The organism is Motilimonas sp. E26, assembly GCF_021278025.1.
Lineage (GTDB): Bacteria > Pseudomonadota > Gammaproteobacteria > Enterobacterales > CBDFNC01 > Motilimonas.
Window position 1 is genome coordinate 185,216 of the sequence record NZ_JAIBHJ010000004.1, and the last position, 19,830, is coordinate 205,045.

Annotated in this window: 13 protein-coding genes and 1 tRNA gene; 10 read left to right on the forward strand and 4 right to left on the reverse strand. The window is 43.1% G+C overall.

Annotation, left to right across the window (positions count from 1 at the left end):
* Positions 1 to 108: 108 nt before the first annotated feature.
* The 3 genes from K1M91_RS05220 to K1M91_RS05230 all read left to right on the forward strand — a co-directional run bounded on the left by K1M91_RS05220 (position 109) and on the right by K1M91_RS05230 (position 2,795).
* Positions 109 to 184, forward strand: a tRNA-Val gene (locus tag K1M91_RS05220).
* A 332-nt stretch (positions 185 to 516) separates the two neighbouring features.
* On the forward strand, positions 517 to 2,094 hold the full coding sequence (locus tag K1M91_RS05225; protein WP_232800494.1) for a phospholipase D family protein: 1,578 nt from the start codon (positions 517 to 519) through the stop codon (positions 2,092 to 2,094).
* Between the two features lie 23 nt (positions 2,095 to 2,117).
* On the forward strand, positions 2,118 to 2,795 hold the full coding sequence (locus K1M91_RS05230; RefSeq protein WP_232800495.1) for a DNA-3-methyladenine glycosylase I: 678 nt from the start codon (positions 2,118 to 2,120) through the stop codon (positions 2,793 to 2,795).
* A gap of 132 nt (positions 2,796 to 2,927) precedes the next feature.
* On the opposite strand, the gene K1M91_RS05235 is transcribed toward K1M91_RS05230, so the two are convergent.
* Entirely contained in the window at positions 2,928 to 3,572 is a 645-nt protein-coding gene (locus tag K1M91_RS05235; protein WP_232800496.1) for a hypothetical protein, read from the reverse strand.
* 188 nt (positions 3,573 to 3,760) lie between these two features.
* Here K1M91_RS05235 and K1M91_RS05240 point away from each other — a divergent pair, with 188 nt between their 5' ends.
* The 3 genes from K1M91_RS05240 to K1M91_RS05250 all read left to right on the forward strand — a co-directional run bounded on the left by K1M91_RS05240 (position 3,761) and on the right by K1M91_RS05250 (position 7,788).
* Positions 3,761 to 4,627 carry an META domain-containing protein gene (locus K1M91_RS05240; protein ID WP_232800497.1) on the forward strand — a complete coding sequence of 289 codons (867 nt, stop codon included), beginning with the start codon at positions 3,761 to 3,763 and terminating at the stop codon, positions 4,625 to 4,627.
* 926 nt (positions 4,628 to 5,553) lie between these two features.
* Entirely contained in the window at positions 5,554 to 6,516 is a 963-nt protein-coding gene (gene pfkA / locus K1M91_RS05245) for a 6-phosphofructokinase (protein ID WP_232800498.1), read from the forward strand.
* Positions 6,517 to 6,606: 90 nt separating this feature from the next.
* Positions 6,607 to 7,788 (forward strand): methyltransferase, encoded by a 1,182-nt coding sequence (locus K1M91_RS05250; protein WP_232800499.1) that lies wholly within the window; start codon positions 6,607 to 6,609, stop codon positions 7,786 to 7,788.
* Between the two features lie 7 nt (positions 7,789 to 7,795).
* Here the strand turns inward: K1M91_RS05250 and astB are convergent, their stop codons facing one another.
* On the reverse strand, positions 7,796 to 9,121 hold the full coding sequence (gene astB, locus K1M91_RS05255; RefSeq protein ID WP_232800500.1) for an N-succinylarginine dihydrolase: 1,326 nt from the start codon (positions 9,119 to 9,121) through the stop codon (positions 7,796 to 7,798).
* A 301-nt stretch (positions 9,122 to 9,422) separates the two neighbouring features.
* Here astB and topA point away from each other — a divergent pair, with 301 nt between their 5' ends.
* The 4 genes from topA to K1M91_RS05275 all read left to right on the forward strand — a co-directional run bounded on the left by topA (position 9,423) and on the right by K1M91_RS05275 (position 16,970).
* A complete protein-coding gene (topA, locus tag K1M91_RS05260) occupies positions 9,423 to 12,068 on the forward strand; it encodes a type I DNA topoisomerase (RefSeq protein ID WP_232800501.1) in 2,646 nt (881 codons plus the stop codon).
* Positions 12,069 to 12,251: 183 nt separating this feature from the next.
* A complete protein-coding gene (locus K1M91_RS05265; protein WP_232800502.1) occupies positions 12,252 to 12,755 on the forward strand; it encodes a hypothetical protein in 504 nt (167 codons plus the stop codon).
* A gap of 383 nt (positions 12,756 to 13,138) precedes the next feature.
* The gene (glgC, locus tag K1M91_RS05270; RefSeq protein WP_232800503.1) at positions 13,139 to 14,458 is read left to right on the forward strand and encodes a glucose-1-phosphate adenylyltransferase; all 1,320 of its coding nucleotides are present in this window, start codon (positions 13,139 to 13,141) and stop codon (positions 14,456 to 14,458) included.
* 238 nt (positions 14,459 to 14,696) lie between these two features.
* Positions 14,697 to 16,970, forward strand: a complete 2,274-nt coding sequence (locus K1M91_RS05275; RefSeq protein ID WP_232800504.1) for an acyl-CoA dehydrogenase — start codon at positions 14,697 to 14,699, stop codon at positions 16,968 to 16,970.
* Positions 16,971 to 17,064: 94 nt separating this feature from the next.
* Here K1M91_RS05275 and pyk read toward each other — a convergent pair whose 3' ends face one another.
* Together pyk and K1M91_RS05285 are read right to left on the reverse strand one after the other, a co-directional pair.
* The gene (gene pyk / locus K1M91_RS05280) at positions 17,065 to 18,501 is read right to left on the reverse strand and encodes a pyruvate kinase (protein WP_232800505.1); all 1,437 of its coding nucleotides are present in this window, start codon (positions 18,499 to 18,501) and stop codon (positions 17,065 to 17,067) included.
* A gap of 91 nt (positions 18,502 to 18,592) precedes the next feature.
* Positions 18,593 to 19,447, reverse strand: a complete 855-nt coding sequence (locus tag K1M91_RS05285) for a MurR/RpiR family transcriptional regulator (RefSeq protein WP_232800506.1) — start codon at positions 19,445 to 19,447, stop codon at positions 18,593 to 18,595.
* Between the last annotated feature and the right edge of the window lie 383 nt (positions 19,448 to 19,830).

Sequence of the window (19,830 nt, forward strand, 5' to 3'; positions counted from 1 at the left end):
GGCGATTAGCTCAGTTGGGAGAGCACCGCCCTTACAAGGCGGGGGTCACTGGTTCAAGCCCAGTATCGCCCACCACTTCAACGCGAAGTGGCAACTTTATACTCTATCGGGCGATTAGCTCAGTTGGGAGAGCACCGCCCTTACAAGGCGGGGGTCACTGGTTCAAGCCCAGTATCGCCCACCACTTCGAAGATAACGAAGTGCCGATAGAGAAAATGAAGACTCTAAAGGGAGAGCACCGCACTATTTATAATGCGGGGACAGATTACTTGTCCAGTATCGCCCACCACTTCGACGATAACGAAGTGCCGTTAGAGAAAAAATAGGTTGTAAGCAAAACCCCATACCTCTTAAGCCCCATTGATTTAAACCACTCCTTAAGTTTCATATAAAGACCCTAGTGTTGCCTATCACTCCAAAGCATACTTTCGATACTCACTTGCATAACTATCAGCCTGCCTTATAGTGCCAAATTGATTTATCATCTTTTGCACGCTAATGGTTAGGTAACCCTGTATGGCTCGAACGCTTTTGTCTTGGTCTTTTATTCAAATTTTTACTCTGCTAATTCTTAATTTGCTTGTGGTGGGCTGTGCGACTTTACCAAGTAATGATAATAAGAAACTGAGTTATACCTTAGTTGATACTCAACACTCGTTTTTAGCGAAGCAAGCAGAGCCTTATCGATTAGCCCATCAAGATCTGTCTGGGCTTTACCTACTCGCTGATGGCATGGATGCATTTGTTGCTAGAGTGGGTTTAATTAGGTCGGCTGAGGTTTCATTAGATTTACAATATTACATCTGGAAGAATGATTTAACTGGGCGTCTTATTATTAGCGAGTTGCTTAGCGCTGCAGATCGCGGTGTGCGGGTGCGTTTATTACTTGACGACTTAGACACATCTGGAAAAGATCTCGGGATACATTTGCTGAATCGGCACCACAACATTGAAGTTCGCTTATTCAATGCCTTTGCAAATCGAAGTATCAAATCATTTGATTTTTTAACCGACTTAAGTCGTGTCAATAATCGGATGCATAACAAATCGTTTACAGTTGATAACAGCTTTACCATTGTGGGAGGGCGTAATATTGGTAATGAATATTTTGGTGCGCAAAGTCATTCTGAGTTTAGTGATCTAGATGTATTAGCAATGGGAAGTATTGTTCCAGCCGTATCCGCTATGTTTGATAGGTATTGGAACAGCCAGCTAACTTGGCAAATCGATGCTTTTATCAGCCCAGATCAGATCTCCGCAGAACAAGAAGCGCAAGTGCGCGCTGATTTTGAGCAACAAAACAGTTTAGATAAAAACAATCCTTATCTGCATGCCATCGCACAGTCTTCCCAATTTAAGCTATCGGATGAGATTCTAAAAAAGCTCGTTTGGGCGAAAGCTGACTTATTAGCTGATGCTCCGGATAAAGCCACCGCAGGGGAAATACATTCTCAAACTCATATTACGCCAGCACTGCTTGAGTTGTTAAACTCGGCGGCTTCTGAGGTGTTAATTATTTCTCCCTACTTTGTGCCAACTGATGATTTCGTTAAATTTCTTGGTGATTTGGTGCAACGCGGTGTGTCAGTCACCATTATTACTAATTCATTGTCATCAAATGATGTCGCCTTGGTTCACGCGGGTTATATGCGCTATCGCAAGGCACTACTTAAACAAGGTATATCCTTGTACGAATTTAAAGCAATTTTAAATCAGCAATATCAGAATAATCGCAGTTGGATAGGCTCTTCCAATATGAGTTTACACACGAAATCCTTTATTGTTGATCGTCAGTGGTTATTTGTTGGTTCATTTAACGTTGACCCGCGTTCAGTTAAGCATAATACCGAAATGGGTGTATTGATTGATTCGGCTTCTCTATCGGTACAGTTGGCAGATCAGATCGATACTCATATCAATCAATTTGCTTATCAAGTGGAGCTAGTTGGTAAGCCCAACTCCGGCAAAAGATTACGCTGGAAAACGACGAATGATAGCCAGATTATCTATTTAGATCATGAGCCCGAAACAAGATTTTGGCAGCGTTTTATGATCCAAATTCAGTCGATATTTGTCATCGAGAGCTTGCTATAAAGCAAAAAAGGTAGGAGAACACATTGGAAAAGTTTGAGCAATTATATCAACGAGCTTGCCAGCGCAAAGGAGGAGAGGTTTGCCTAAGCAAATTGCTCTCCTGTGCGTTGTCAGCTGAAGAGGTGGAGAATATCCGTGATGACCGCTTTCTCGCAGCGTTTACGCAAACTATTTTTCAATCTGGTTTCGTTTGGTCGGTTGTGCGTAACAAATGGCCTGGTTTTGAGGAGGCCTTCTTTGGTTTTGCACCAGAAAAAATGGTGCTGCTTAATGATCAGCATATTGAAAAACTGTGCCAAGATACGCGGATCGTGAGGGCTCGACAAAAAATTGTCACAGTGCCACAAAATGCGCAAATGATTCTGGAGTTGGCTAGGGAGCATGGCTCATTTGCAAACTTTGTTGCTCATTGGCCCAGTAATGACGTGACTGGACTTTGGCTTTATTTAAAACAACATGGCGCCCGCCTTGGTGGTAATATTGCGGCCTACAGTTTGCGTAAACTTGGCGTAGATACTTTTATTTTAACCAAAGATGTCGAAGGCTATTTACGCTCACAAGGAGCGTTAGACGTTGGCACTACAAGTAAAAAAGGTCTGCAACAGTGTCAACAGGCATTTAACGAACTGCAGCAGCAAAGTGGTTTGTCTTATACTCAGCTTAGCCAAATTATAGCCAATTCAGTGGGCGACAATTATTAATAGGTAAGCTTTCTATGGGATTGTCTATCTTTGCTATTGCGTGCAGAAAAGTGATAACGAGAGACTAAACCTCTCGTTATAAGTCATAAGCAACGAAGTTTGACGCCAAGTAAGGCTTTGCAACGCGCGCGATTAATTCACTAAGCTGACTAATAAAGCTAAATCTTCGGGTTCGTCGAGAGGGTTAATTCGGCAATGCCTAATTGCAGCTGAAAACCGCGTAGAGCCAATTTTATCAACCACGGCTGAGAGATAAGTAGAATTAATCTGAAAGCGTTTGGCGTATTCTTGAACCGCGGCTTCTAAATGAGGAAACTCTTCGCCATCAAAGCTAAAACTTGGTTGGGTGAAGGCGCTTATTTCAAGGCCATTAACGATAATGGGCCAACCTTGAAACTCCATTCTCCCTTGGGCAATTTCAAACATCATCCAAGCGCTTTTTTTAAAGCCTTCAAAGGCTTTGCCGTTAAATTCACTTTGCTCTAGCTCTTCTTTGGTCCAATTGTTACCTATGTCTAAATGCTTTTTATAGCGTAGGGCCAAGGCTTTTTTAAGCTTTGATCTGAACATGTCGATATGGGTAGTGGACCATTTATGTTGCTTAGCGATGCTCAAGCACTCAGGGCAGCACGGTAGCTGTAGCGGTATGTGCTCACAAAGGGCGATTTCATCTTCATGTAAAGGGAAGTTTAAACTTTGCTTACTCGGCTCAGCGCAAAACCAGCATTGATGGCGAAAGGAAAAGGGCACGTCGATAGCAGCATGGTCAGTCATCAATTAAGATCTCTTTGGTCGAATTAAATTTGCGACGCAAGTACAGCATTATTTACTACTTATGCAAAGTAATAATGGGTTAACGTTGTCATTCATAATTACTATGACAATTCTTTATTTCACTTAATAACGGCAAATCATCATGATAAGTGACATAACTCGCGATAACCATTTCCTCTGAAGGAGTGTCAATGAATAAGGTAAACACCATAATTGTGGCGTCATCTGTATTACTTTCAGCAAGTTTTTTGCAAGGATGTAATGAAAAGGCTGACACCAACCCAGCAGACATAGCTGCTGTAAGCGTGGGTACAAGCGAAGCGCAGCAGGGCACAACTAAAGAAAGCACATCAACAAAGGCAACCCAAATGAAACCGCTTGCGATACAAGTTCTTTATTTAGATCGAAGCATGTTAGAGCCGGGCGCAGTTGTTGAGGTAAGCCTGCTGGATGTGTCAAAAGCAGATAGCAAATCAGATATTTTGGCGCAGCAATCAATGAAAGCTCAGGGCGGCCCTCCTTATGCCTTAGTACTTGATTATGACTTAAATGAAATCAAAGACAACCATCGTTATAGCCTTCGAGCAACGATCAAATTGAATGAAAATCTGTTGTATACATCAACAGAACATTTAGATCCTTTCGCTAACGAAGCCAAGCAACCATTTGAGATAATTGTGAAGCAAGTTGAACAAACGGCGGTGGCCGCTGAGTTTACCAATACTTATTGGAAACTAATGAAAATAGGCAAGCAAGACGTGCCGTCCTTTGAAGGTGCGCGGGAAATGTTTGTGCAGTTTATGACTCAAGAAAACCAAGTTCGGGGATTTTCGGGCTGTAACAACTTTATGGGAAATTATGAAGTGAAGGGTAGTCAAGTCACCCTGACACCGTTAGCGGGTACTCGCAAAATGTGTGTTAACGGGATGGAGCAGGAGCAAGCTTATTTAAATGCAATGGCTAACGTGGTTAGCTTTACCATTGAAGGTGAAACACTAACACTGAATAATAGCGATGGTGAAGCTGTCGTATCTTTTGAATCGCGTTACATGAACTAAGTTACACTCGTAACCTAGTTGAAACAAAAAAGCCCAAAGGATTAACCGTTGGGCTTTTCTTATTGATTAACCGTGACTGCTGATACTGCCATGTGGCGAGTGATAAATGTTGTTACTTATATTCGGTTAATCATTAGTTGGGCGGACAGTGGTATTAACGACCGCTGTTTCGAATAGGTCTTTGTTGACCGTCACATAAGTGTGGTAGGTCTTGTTGCTTTGGATTCCATAAACTGAACCAAAGGTGTCGGTTACGTAGGTTTCGTTTTTTGTTTTGCATAATATAATTCTCTCTTCTTTCTTTATTGTTTGTTTAATTTAGCTTCTTAACTTGCCCTGAAAAAATGACAGTTATGGGGCAAAAAAATGACAATCTAGTGAATATACTCAGTTAGCCTGCTTTATACCGCAATATGGCGGAGTTAAATGCTAGATCCAACGAGTTTGACAACTATCTGCTTTATTAGTTCCATCTGCAAGTAGGGTTTTCACTTATTAACCACATTTATTTCAACAGAGTGTGCGCTTTATCTCGGTCTGAGATCCTCTGGCAGGGCAGGAGAGCTTCAATTACTCATGTAGTGTTTTTTTATCATTATCTACCCTTAATGGCTAAAAAGGCTGATTATGGCGCGCTGTTTTTGCGAAAGAACAAAGAAAAAGTGGATTTATTACATCATAATGAGCCAAAGTTCGTTATCAGTAGGTTCTTTAACAAAAATTTTGCTTTGATTAGCCATAAAATAGGTGAGAACTGAAATTTATATTGATCTACTAACTACAATAAACAAAAAAATAGGTACACTAAGGAGGTTTTCTCCTGATGTGAATTGAAGAGAGTGAGAGACTCCAAGAATGCAGGTAGCAGCTGGATAAAATTATCGGGCTGTTAGGAAAATTTTGATTTAAATTGGTCGAGGTAGCAAGTGATTAAAAAAATAGGCGTACTAACCAGTGGTGGCGATGCTCCAGGTATGAATGCAGCGGTACGCGCTGTGGTAAGAGCTGGTTTATCAGAAGGCATGGAAGTATTTGGTATTTACGGTGGCTACTACGGTTTATATCATGACAAAATCAAACCTATGGGCCGTCATGATGTATCTGATGTAATCAACCGCGGTGGTACTGTATTAGGCTCAGCTCGTTTCCCTGAATTTAAAGAAGAAAGTATCCGTAAAGAAGCGATCAAAAACCTTGAAAAGCATGGCATCGAAGCGCTCGTAGTGATCGGCGGCGATGGCTCATACATGGGCGCGATGAAACTAAGTGAAATGGGCTTTCCTTGTATCGGTTTGCCGGGCACCATCGACAACGATATTTCAGGTACGGACTACACTATCGGTTTTATGACTGCACTAGACACTGTGGTTGATGCGATAGATCGTTTACGTGATACCTCTTCTTCTCACAACCGTATTTCAATTGTTGAAATCATGGGTCGCCATTGTGGTGACTTAGCATTATGGGCATCGGTTGCAGGCGGCTCGGAATACATCATAGTACCTGAAGTAGATTTTGATGAAGATGAGCTTCTCAAGCAAATTCAAGACGGTGAAGCCAAAGGAAAAAAACACGCTATTATCGCGATCACTGAGCTAATGACCGACGTGAACGCAATGGCCAAGCGCATCGAGAAGACAACAGGCCGTGAAACACGTGCCACTATTTTAGGCCACATTCAGCGCGGTGGCGCGCCTAACGCATGGGATCGCGTACAAGCAAGCCGTATGGGTAGCTATGCAGTAGAGCTTTTGTTAAAAGGTGAGAGTGCTCGCTGTGTGGGTATTCAAAAAGGCCAGCTGGTGCATCATAACATTATTGAATGCTTGACCACTATGCGTCGCCCATTCCGTCAAGACTTGTATGATTTATCAAATCGTTTATTCTAATTGTTAGCGTAAATCGCGTTTGATAATAAGCCAGTGTTCGAGTTTGATCACTGGCTTTTTTGTGTTTGTCATTTTATCTCGGGGATCTTCTTGCTTAGTAACCATTTTGAGCGGCTCAGTGCGGTTTTAAAACGCTATTGTGCCTTGTGGCAATATGTCCCTTTTGCACATTCCACACCGCCTTGGCTGCACACATACCGTGAATTAGGGGATGCGTTATTTGCGTTACCACCGGCAAGCTTGAACCTGTTGCTTAATAATGATGACCAAGCTGAAAATTGGATAGCCCCTTTTTTACCTGATCTTGTTGCTCTTCAGGATGACTGGTTATCCACCCCCGCACCCGTGACGAATGCATTACCTTTTTGGCTTACTAACGGCATTAAAGGGCGTAAGCTATCACAAATAACCGCGTTTACGGCTCAGTTACCGTCGTCGCCTAACCATTGGCTAGAGTGGTGTGCCGGTAAAGGCCACCTAGGGCGCGCAGCATTGTTTGGACCCGTTCATCAAGTGAGTTCAATAGAGTGGCAACAGAGCCTTTGTGAGAGTGGTCAACGCTTGGCTGAGCAACACCATTGCCAACAAAACTTTATTCATGCTGACGTGCTTCAAGATGACGTCAGTGATTACGTTCATCAGCAGTGCGGTGTGATGGCATTACATGCTTGCGGCCAGTTACATATGCAATTGTTATTCATGGCTAAACAGCAAAAAGTGCCAGCTGTGCTGGTATGCCCTTGTTGTTATCATTTGATTCGAGATGAACAATACACCGGCATGAGCCAATTAGCGCAGCAGCAACAGCTAACCTTAAGTAAATTAGATTTAAAACTTCCGCTACAACAAATCGTTACCACAGGCGCTAGGGGGCAGCGGCTGCGTGACACTGAGTTACTTTGGCGCTTAAGCTTTTCTCATTATGTGAGCTTACTGACCGAAAAGCAGGTTTATACTCCATTGCCAAATTTTGCGAAGTCTTTGCTAACACATAGCTATGAAGATTTTTGTCGCTGGGCATGTGCAGAAAAATCCATCCCCTTTGATGCTAGTTTGTTGCTGGATTCACTGGCATTGGGCGAAACACAGCGCCAAGGTTTAGCGCGTATGGAGTTAGTGAGGCAGCGCTTTCGTAAACCACTCGAATATTGGCTTATTCTCGATCGTGCTTTGTTTTTGCAAGAGGCTGGTTACCAAGTTGACGTTATGCGCTTTTGCGATTTTTCAATTACCCCTAGAAACTTGCTAATAAAAGCGCAATTGGCCAATTAATATTCATTTAAAATTGGTAAAGTTCTGACACGCCTAATATTTTACCAACTTCGGTTAGTGCAGCTTGCGTAGTTTTAAGTAATGCTGGATCGCCTAAGTCGCGAGGAGTAAGACGGTCTGGATAAGTGCGCTCAATACACTCTTTCAGGGCCTCGTATCGATCTAAATTAAAATGACAAGCAGGGTTAATAGCTGCTAATTCATCTTCTGTTACACATACTCTTAAGCGTAAGCAAGCTGGCCCGCCACCGTTATTCATACTTTGATCTAAATCGACAAAATGGACCTCATCAATAGCACTATCAGATTGAGTTAAAGCAATTAAATACGCCGATACTTGTTTGTTTCTTGCGCAGTTTTGCGGCGCGATCAAAGCTATTTTATTGCCTTTTGTCGTCACAATTTGGCTATTAAATAAATAACTTTCGACTGCATTTTTCATGCTAACTTCAGACTCTAGTACCCTGATAAGTTGCCAGTTTTGTTGCGCTGAGTGCTTGATTAAAAAGGGCAATAATAGTGTTTCATCGGCGAATGCGTGTTGATGATAAAATAAGCAATTTTTGTGGCCAACACAGATAACATCGTTATGAAATACCCCTTGGTCAATAGCTTGGGGAGATTGTTGCAAAAATAAGGTTCGCTGAGGAGTTAATCCGTGTGATTGAGCAATTATCTGGCTGGCTTCCAACCGTTGCCGAGCAGGAAAGATATGCGGTGTTAATGTTGTGGCTTTAGCTTGACCGTAGACAAAAATGTTAAGGCCCATTTGCTGATTATTCAAACTCAATCGGGTGTGATTTGCCGCTCCTTCATCGGCCCAGTCGGGGTGAGGTGGCAGGGCTGGGTGGTGCACAAAATAGTCGGAATGGGCAAAAACGGCTTTTAGCATTGCGGCGGTGTCATGAGGTTCGATAGAGCGATGAAATTGGCTGACTAAATTAGCCGGTGTGAAGTGTAATTTACCATCTTGGCAATCTTGACTGGCAGACACGGTGGCGGCGTTGGCAACCCACATACTTGAGGCGGAATAACAGCTTGCCAGTAAAGTGGGGTTTGTATTGGCTACTTGCTTGATTATATTTGATTTTTTTCCACTAAAACCGAGCTGCTTTAAGGTCGGGAAATGCGGCCGTTGCAATGGCGGTAAAATGCCTTGTGGTACGCCCAGTTGATGCAGTAGTCGCATCTTTTCTAAACCCTGTAATGCCCCTTGCTTTGGACTTGAAGTATGCTGCGCTGCTGCCGTTGAGGCAAGGTTGCCAAAAGCCAGTCCAGCATAGTTATGGGTTGGCCCAATTAGGCCATCAAAATTCATTTCAACTGTCTTCATTAGGCATCGCTTTTTAGGCTCGTCTTAGTTCTAAATTTAGTGTAATAAAGGAATAAAATGCGAACCGATTGATAAAAGAAAAAATATTTTTTTCTTGACATAAAGCGGTATTCCAACGCATTTTCATATTTAGAGGGTTGCAATGCGTGGTCTCGTGGCTACAATCCGCTGCTGAATTATAAATAGAAATGACAGTTGATCTTACAGCAGTTATAGGCAATCTATATAAGTGTCGAACGTAGTACAGGTAGAGTACTTGCGGCCATTTTTTAATTTTCATTACCAGAGTTAAGCTGAATTTATGGGCAAATCGCTAGTTATTGTGGAATCACCAGCCAAAGCGAAAACGATCAACAAATACCTAGGGAAGGATTTTGTTGTTAAGTCGAGCGTCGGGCATATTCGAGATCTGCCAACCAGTGGCAGCGCCAAAAAAACGACCGCTAAAGCTAAAACCTCTACGGCAGGTTTGTCAGCTGAAGAAAAGGCTGCACTGAAAAAAACCAAAGATTATGCAGCGTTAGTTGCTCGCATGGGCATCGACCCTAATAAAGATTGGGAAGCTCACTATGAAATTCTACCGGGCAAAGAGAAAGTAGTTAATGAGTTGAAATCGCTCGCAGATAAAGCCGATATGGTTTATCTCGCAACGGATTTGGACCGCGAAGGAGAAGCAATAGCGTGGCATCTGCGCGAAGTTCTCGGCGGCGAAGACGACAGATATCAACGCGTTGTGTTTAACGAAATCACTAAATCTGCAATTCAAGAAGCATTTAGCCAACCAAGCGAGCTGAACATCGACCGTGTAAATGCCCAGCAAACACGTCGCTTTCTTGACCGTGTAGTGGGTTACATGGCATCGCCTCTGTTATGGAAAAAAGTCGCGCGAGGTTTATCAGCAGGCCGAGTACAATCTGTTGCTGTACGCCTTGTAGTAGACAAAGAGCGCGAAATTAAGGCTTTTAACCCAGAAGAGTTTTGGGATTTACATGCTGACCTGACCACCCCTAAAGGTGACGAGTTACGCATGGAAGTGGCTAAATACCAAGGGGCGGCATTTAAGCCAACCAACGAAGCTCAAGCCATGTCGGCAGTCAGTGAATTACAAGGCAGTAAATTTAGCCTGCTGAGCCGTGAAGACAGGCCCACTACCAGCAAACCTTCAGCGCCATTTATTACTTCAACGCTGCAACAAGCAGCGAGTACACGTTTGAGCTTTGGTGTAAAGAAAACCATGATGTTAGCCCAGCGCTTATACGAAGCGGGTTACATCACATACATGCGTACCGACTCAACCAATTTGAGTAAAGATGCCGTTGATGCCGCGCGTGAATATATAGAAGATAATTACGGTAAGAAATACCTGCCGGAGCAGCCGAACAAGTATGGCAGCAAAGAAGGCGCTCAAGAGGCCCATGAAGCGATTCGTCCTTCAGATGTGTCAGTGTCCCAAAATGATATTCAGGGCCTTGACCGTGACGCACAGCGCTTATATGAGTTAATTTGGCGTCAGTTTGTATCATGTCAAATGGTACCGGCAAAATACGATTCGTCTACCTTGACTGTTGCCGCAGGTGATTACCACTTAAAAGCCAAGGGTCGCATCTTACGTTTTGATGGTTGGACTCGGGTGCAAACAGCGGTACGAAAAAACAGCGAAGATGTGCATTTACCGGATATTAACAAGGGTGAGAATCTCAACTTAGTGAAGCTGGAACCATTACAGCACTTCACTAAACCACCTGCGCGTTACAGCGAGGCCTCTTTAGTTAAAGAGTTAGAAAAGCGCGGCATCGGTCGCCCCTCCACTTACGCCAGTATTATTTCTACGATCCAAGATCGTGGTTACGTTAAGGTTGAAAGCCGTCGTTTTTATGCCGAAAAAATGGGCGAAATCGTTGCTGACCGTTTGGTGGGTAGTTTTGAAAAATTGATGAGCTATGATTTTACCGCTGAAATGGAAGGTGATTTGGACAAAGTCGCTAACGGTGAGGAAAACTGGAAAGATTTATTAGATTCATTTTATGGCGACTTTAGCCAAAAATTAGCCCTCGCAGAGCAGCCAGAAGAAGAAGGTGGTATGCCACCGAATGAAATGGTGATCACCGACATTAGTTGCCCAACCTGTGCCCGTGAAATGGGTATTCGCACCGCCAGTACCGGTGTTTTCTTGGGTTGTTCGGGTTATAACTTACCGCCAAAAGAAAGATGTAAAACCACCATAAACCTTACCCCAGGTGAAGAAGCCATTGCTGAAGGTGAAGATGCTGAAACTGAAGCGCTCATGGCTAAACGTCGTTGTGATAAATGCGGTACGGCAATGGACAGTTACCTCATCGATGAAACCCGTAAATTACATGTTTGTGGTAATAACCCATCATGTGATGGCTATCAGGTTGAGCAAGGCAAGTTCAAGATAAAAGGCTATGACGGCCCGATTGTTGAGTGTGACAAGTGTGGCTCAGATATGCAGTTGAAAAATGGCCGTTTTGGTAAATACATGGGCTGTACTAATGAAGAATGTAAAAACACCCGTAAGATCTTAAAAAGTGGTGAAGTTGCGCCGCCAAAAGAAGATCCAGTGCACTTACCAGAACTGCCTTGTGTGAACAGCGATGCCTATTTTATTTTGCGTGATGGTGCGTCAGGTATTTTCTTAGCGGCAAGTACATTCCCTAAATCTCGTGAAACCCGTGCTCCTTTAGTCTCTGAGCTTGTGCAATTTAAAGATAGATTGTCACCCAAATTTGAATACTTAACCCATGCCCCACAAGCTGACCCTGATGGTTTGCCAGCGGTAGTTCGCTATAGTCGTAAAACCAAAGAGCAGTATGTCATGACAGAAGTGGATAAAAAGCCTACTGGTTGGGTGGCAAAGTATATCGATGGTAAGTGGGTTGAAGAGATGACCAAGAAAAAGGCGGCGGCTAAAAAGGCTGACGATTAATTGATAGCTCAGAATTAAAAACTCGATACAGATCGAAAAAGCAGCCAAATAGGCTGCTTTTTTTTTGTTGTGGCTCTCAGTTTATTTATCTTAGTCGGCAGTTTCGTGCCTATTTTCTATCCTATCAGGAGGTCATGTTAGCCAAGCCTAAAGGTAAAGGTTAGAAATAAGTGGACCTTTAATATGCTTCCTTCACTGATTTTTAATAGCGAGAATACATCAATGTTAGCGCAGCAATGGTCTGAATTAGATAAGAAAATTTTACTTTATTCTCGTGAGGTGGAAGGGCATACTTCGCCGTTTTGGAATACCAGCTCGCCTTTTGATGAAGAATTGAAAAGCTATGTCTCTACCAAAGGGGAATATGTACTTTGGTTACAAAGTAAACGGCCTCTTATTAAGCATGAAATCGTCAATACTGTTTGGGTGAAAACCAACCCAAGTGGTCACACCACAGAAATGCATTTTTATGCCAATGGTACGCTTCGAGATATTGCGTTGTTTGATCGCGCAACGTTAACGGGTCGCTGGACCTTGAACAATGGCGTTGTCAATGTTGCCATTCAAGCTGACAAACATCTCTACGAATTTGATATTGTTGGTAGTGATGACAATGGCATTCACTCGGCAGTTGAATTTGAAGATGGCATTTTAAGCAGTTATCTCAAGTTATTTCGCCTGAGTTAGCGTTCTGGCTGATGGATAAGTGAAGCAGCAGGTACTTACTAAAAAAATCGGATTACCTACTCCCATTCCCTTTACGTTTAATCCCTTTACACGAATTTAGCCGTATAAACATCTTTGAACTCGACCACATAAAGTTTAAGTAGAGCTGAGGTGAGTCAGTATTTTCTCGTATCACGAGCGGGCTTGATAGTGCAAATTCTCAATTGGCGCCAGCGTGAAAAAGATAAAAAATACACGCCTTGATTTTGGTCAAACAACCGTCGCTTACTGGTTAAATTACCATCTAAATATTTGACAGGATCTGACCCGTCGCTCATACCTAATAGACTTAATGTAAAATAAATATAAATGCAATAAAACTGCATTTTAGGAGATCGCGCGTCATGTTTAATGCTACCTATGCAGCGAGTGCTCAACTGAGAGATACCGTTGCTATTGTCCTTGCGGGAGGTAAAGGCAAACGCCTGAAACACCTTACTCATAATCGAGCTAAACCTGGTATTCCTTTTGGCGGCAAATACCGAATTATAGATTTTACTCTCTCTAATTGTATTAACTCGGGCATTCGTCGTGTGGATGTTCTCACTCAATACAAAGCCTGTGACTTAGTATTTCATTTACAACGAGCTTGGGGCCATATGCGCTGGGAGCTTGGCGAATATGTAGGGATAGTGCCTGCCCAGCAGCAAAAGGGCGATGATTGGTACAAAGGTACGGCTGATGCAGTGTTTCAAAATTTAGATTTGCTACGTCGACAGGGCTGTAAACATGTATTGATTTTGGGGGGGGATCATATCTATAAAATGGACTACAGCTTAATGCTTGCAGAGCATGTCAGACGAGGAGCAGAGCTTACTGTAGCGACGATTTGCTCTGATGTTGAGCGCGCTAAATCCTTTGGCGTTTGTCAAATTAACGAGGCGCAGCGGATCACCGCTTTTGAAGAAAAACCGGCTTCGCCATTTCTCATTCCTGGAGATAATGAACACGCCTTATGTTCAATGGGGATTTATATTTTTGATATTGACGTTTTAGAGCGAATGCTGATCGCGGACGCAAACAACGATAATTCAAAACACGATTTCGGTTATGACATTATTCCTGAAGCAATACAGCATCATAACGTGTATGCCTATGTGTTTAACTCGGTTTCTGATGGTATACAGCACTATTGGAAAGATGTTGGCAACCTCGATGAATATTATCAAGCCAATATGGATTTAGTTAGCGTGAGTCCAGAGTTAAATTTATATGATGAGCGCTGGCCTATTTTTACTTGCCAAGAGCAGCTACCGGGTGCCAAGTTTGTGTTTGATGATGAAGGATGCCGAGGTGAAGCGGTCGATTCAGTGGTGTCAGCTGGTTGTATTATCTCTGGTGCTAAAGTTAAAAATTCTCTGCTATTTTCACGCGTTAGAGTAGAGAAAAGAAGCCAACTTGACGGTTGCATCTTACTGCCATCGGTCAACGTTGGTCGTGATTGTAAAATAAGGGGCGCGATATTAGCAGAAGGCTGTCAAGTCCCCTCTGGGACAGTGATTGGGTATGATCCTGTGCAGGATCAGAAAAAGTATTGCGTGTCAGACAAAGGTATTTTGCTTGTTACCCCTGAAATGCTGACGGGAAAGCCTGAAGCGATACATTCAAGTTCAAATAATCACTTAAGCAGCACTTGGCTTGCTTCATCACAACTTACACATTAAGTTAAGCAAACTAAAATAGGCCACCTATACTATCAAAAAGGTCAATCGACTTTAGGTGGCTTATTAATAACTTGCTGACATATCAGTAATAATTAATCATTTCCACTTTCATCTGCACTCACTTTACATCTCTGGCGTATATTTACAGTATGGAGATTGTTATCTAGCCTTGATTGAACACACCTAACGCGATTAGGTAAATGTCGCCATTGTCATTTGCATTGGTTTGGGGGGTTGTATGGAAATCTTGTTACTCTTATTAGTCTGTTTAGTCATTATTTTTGTTTTCGCACCTGTGCGTCAGGTGCTTATCTCGGGGCCAATATTCGGCTATTTTAAAAAAATCTTGCCGCCCCTTTCTGCGACCGAACAAGAAGCAATGAAAGCAGGAAGCGTATGGTGGGATGGTGAATTGTTTGCCGGTAAGCCTGACTGGCAGCGTCTACATGGCTACACGCAAGCCAAATTAACCGAACAAGAGCAACGCTTTCTCGACAACCAAGTGAATACACTACTTGCCATGGTTGATGATTATCAAATAGTACAGCAAGACCACAAGCTACCAGAAGCTGTCTGGCAATATCTTCGTAAAGAAGGTTTCTTTGCGCTAATCATTGACCCTGAGTTTGGTGGTAAAGGTTTTTCAGCTTTAGCCAATTCAACCATTGTCAGTAAAATTGCTAGCAGAAGTTTGTCGGTAGCGGTAACGGTAATGGTGCCAAACTCTCTCGGCCCGGGTGAACTGTTAAGTCATTACGGCACCTTAGAGCAAAAAAAATACTGGCTACCAAGGCTAGCGAAAGGTGAAGAGGTGCCTTGTTTTGCGCTAACCGGCCCAAATGCGGGATCCGATGCGGGTAGCATTCCTGATAAAGGTATTATTTGCTACGGCGATTATCAAGGCGAGCAAGTTTTAGGCATAAGTTTAACCTGGGACAAGCGGTATATCACCCTTGCCCCCGTTGCCAGTGTGCTTGGTTTAGCGTTTAAATTATATGATCCTGATGGCTTGATAGGGGAAACCAAAGCCCTAGGAATTACCTGTGCTTTGATTCCGACCGACCATCCAGGTGTAATTATTGGTCAGCGTCATTACCCGATGGGGCTGGCGTTTCAAAATGGCACGACTCAAGGTCAGAATGTGTTTATCCCAATGGATTGGATCATTGGTGGTCAGCAATATGCCGGTAAAGGTTGGCGTATGTTGGTGGAGTGTCTGTCGGCAGGACGGGGGATTTCATTACCCGCTTTAGGAGCGGCCTGTGGTCATTTGTCCACGCGTATGACTGGTGCTTATGCTCTTGTTAGGCACCAATTCGGTTTGCCGATTGGTAAGTTTGAAGGCGTACAAGGGAATATGGCGCGTATTGGTGCGTTTACCTATCAACTGGAAGCAGCTCGTACCTTAACGACCACAGCGCTCGACATGGGGCAGCGACCCGCTATTGTTACGGCCATTGCAAAGTACCACATGACAGAAATGGGCCGCACACTGCTCAGCGATGCAATGGATATACATGCCGGTAAGGCAATTCAATTGGGGCCGCAAAATTACTTAGGCCACGCATACTTAGGAATTCCAATAGCGATCACGGTAGAGGGCGCGAATATCTTAACGCGCAGTTTAATGATTTTTGGTCAAGGAGCCACTCGCTGTCACCCTTATGTTTTATCAGAGTTAGCCGCTGCAGCGGAGCCCGATCCACAAGTTGGTTTAGCCAAGTTTGATCAAGTGCTAATTAAGCACATTGGTTTTGCTATGGGTAATAGCTTAATGGGGGCTTGGCAAGGTTTAACTGCGGGCAAACTAATTGGCGCGCCAGTTAACAATAAAATGGCCACATACTATCGCCAGCTCACGAGAATGAGCCGAGCTCTTGCCCTAACGGCGGATGTTTCTATGTTGGTTTTAGGTGGTGATTTAAAGCGTAAGGAAATGATTTCGGCTCGTTTAGGTGATGTGCTAAGTCATTTATATTTGGCTTCTGCTAGCCTGAAATGGTTTCATGACCGTGGCTCGCCTAGTAGCGATATCCCTTTTGTTCACTACAACATACAATATAATTTGTATCAAATTGGTCAGGCATTTGATGGCTTTTTTGACAATTTTAGTCAGCCTTGGATCAGTCGTGTTTTAAAAACAGTGCTGTTTCCTTGGGGCATTAATTATCGTTTGCCATCGGATCAACTCGATCAAGAGATATGCCAGACCATGATGTCGGATTGTGAACTGCGTGACGCTATAACGCATTTGTGTTACATCGGTGATGACGAAAATGATGCGACAGGCATTGTCGAGCGAAGCTTTAAAGCCCGCTTGGCGGCACTAGATGCAGAGCGTAAACTTATTAAGGCTATTAAAGATAAAACCATCGTTGGTGAGACCATGGCGGACAAAATTGCGCAAGGCCTAGCGTTAGGGATTATTAATGCGCACGAGTTCGAATTGTTAGTCACCTCTCTGGCTTTAACAGATAAAGCTGTCGCGGTTGATGTGTTTGATAAGCTGTAATTTGTATAGCAAATATAACCACGAAAATATGATATACAAAAAGCCCACTTAACTAAAAATTAAGTGGGCTAGCAGTAGGTTGCTTAATTCAGTATTATTCGACCGTTAAAATTTTGCAGGTATTGGTACAGCCTTTGTTGTACAGATCACCATGGGTGAATAACACTTGATCGCCTGTATCTAAGTATCCCTCGGCTTTTAATTTATCTATGGCTTGTTTATTTATCTCTATACTGGCCACCGTGTCGCCGCTACAAAATTCTATTGGCGTTACCCCGCGGTACAAAGCACATAAACTGAGTGTTTTTTGATTGCGTGATAGGGCGTAAATCGGTAAGCCGGAGCTGATTCGTGACATTAAACGTGGCGTAGAGCCTGATTCAGTTAATGCGACAATCGCTTTCACCCCTTTCATGTGGTTCGCAGCATACATGGTCGACATCGCAATCGTCTCTTCAATGGAAGAAAAGGTATAATTCATGCGATGATTCGACACATTGATACTGGGGTGCGCTTCGGCGCCAATACACACCTCAGCCATGGCTTTCACCGTTTCTACAGGAAAATCTCCCGCCGCTGTTTCACCTGACAACATGACCGCATCCGTGCCATCTAATACTGCGTTTGCGACGTCCATCACTTCGGCACGGGTTGGCATGGGGGCGCTGATCATTGACTCCATCATTTGCGTTGCGGTGATCACCACACGGTTTAATTTACGCGTCATGCGGATCATTTTTTTCTGCACACCCACTAGGTTCGCATCACCAATTTCAACCCCTAAATCACCACGAGCAACCATCACAGCGTCAGAGGCCATGATAATGTCTTCTAGAGCTTCATCGGTAGCAACGGCTTCTGCGCGCTCAACCTTGGCGACAAGTTTGGCGTTACAACCCGCTTCTTTAGCCAGTTGGCGGGCATAGCGCATGTCTTCACCATTACGTGGAAACGAAACGGCTAAGTAATCAACATCAATCAACGCCGCGGTTTTAATGTCTAGTTTGTCTTTTTCAGTCAAGGCTGCAGCGCTTAATCCACCACCTTTTTTATTAATGCCTTTATTATTTGATAAAGCACCACCAATGGTTACTTTAGTGTTAACACAGTTACCGTTAACACTTTCTACTTGCAACTGCACACGGCCATCATCAAGGAGTAAGATATCACCTGGTACCACGTCTTTAGGCAGTTCTTTATAATCCAAGCCAACCTTTTCTTGGTTGCCTTCACCTTTAGGGAAGTCGCTATCTAAACAAAATAAGTCGCCTACTGCTAAGTTAATCTTTTTGTCTTTGAAGGTCGAAATACGAATTTTAGGGCCTTGCAAGTCGCCCAAAATTGCCACTTGTTTTTGATACTTTTTCGCAATATCACGCACTTCTTGTGCGCGTTTAACATGGTCTTCTGGACTGCCATGGGAAAAGTTCATTCGCACCACATTTGCACCAGCGGCAATAATCTTTTCTAAATTATTATCTCTGTCGGTTGCTGGGCCAAGGGTGGTGACAATTTTGGTACGTCTGGTCATGTTATAACTCCATGTTTTAAACTTAGGCTACGCCAGCTTGCTGGGTAGCAAATGACAAATAGAAAGCAAAAAAAAGGGCTCATCAGAGCCCTTAGTTAAAACTTGGTTTTTCAAAGCGAGAGTCTTTAATGCTCTCTTTTACTTTTTTCAAGTTCTCTCTGAACTTAATACCACGGCGCAGGGTGAAGCCGGTCGCTAATACATCCACCAGTACTAACTGGGCTAGGCGTGATGCCATTGGCATATATATATCGGTGTCCTCGGGGACATCCATCGATAACACTAGGTTTGATTCTCGTGCTAGGGGAGAGTCTTTCGCTGTTAAGCTGATCACCGTCGCATCGTTTTCACGGGCCAAACTGGCTATTTCTACCAATGATTTGGTGCGACCAGTATGAGAAATCAACACTATTACATCGCCCTCACCACTGTTAATACAGCTCATGCGTTGCATTAATATATCATCAAAGCACTGCACGGGAATGTTAAAGCGAAAAAACTTGTTCAGTGCATCGTGGGCGACAGAAGAGGAAGCTCCCAAACCAAAAAAAGAAATCTTATTTGCCTGAGTTAATACGTCAACCGCTCGATTCACCGTTGCAATGTCTAAAGAATTTTTTGCTGCGTCTAAACAGGCCATCGAGGATTCAAAAATTTTCGATGTATAAGCATCTGGGCCATCATCTTCATCAACATGACGGTTTACGTAAGGCGTGCCATTAGCCAAGCTTTGCGCTAAATGTAATTTAAAATCAGGGAAACCTTTGGTGTCTAAACGGCGACAAAAACGGTTTACAGTTGGTTCACTGACGTCTGCCATCTTAGCTAAAGCAGCAATACTTGAGTGAATGGCGGTTTGAGGCGATGCCAAGATCACTTCAGCAACTTTGCGTTCAGATTTACTGAAGCTATCGAGACTTTTTTGGATCTTTTCGAGTGTATTCATTGCTCTGTTACCTGCTGCTACCATACTAACTTGAATCAGCGGATACGCTGTACAAGTATTTAAAGTTTATTGCACAACTATACTGAAAAGGTGCTCTTAATACGTTTCTTATCTCGCAAAACTATGATACGAGTCTAAAAAAATTTCAGAAATACTGTAATAAGGCTACAGATTACAGTAATAGAAACCATTTTTGCCACTTAAAATGTTGTTTTGTTACAAAAACAAGGGGTCATTGTTGTCAAATTTTGCATAATTACTAGATTTGAGCCCAGTATTTAGACGTTTAAGTGTATTTCGATCTTTGGTTTGTTAACGATCGAAAGTGTTGTAACTTTATAACTAATTTAGTTGGGTAAAATTGATATCACACCGTATTTAGT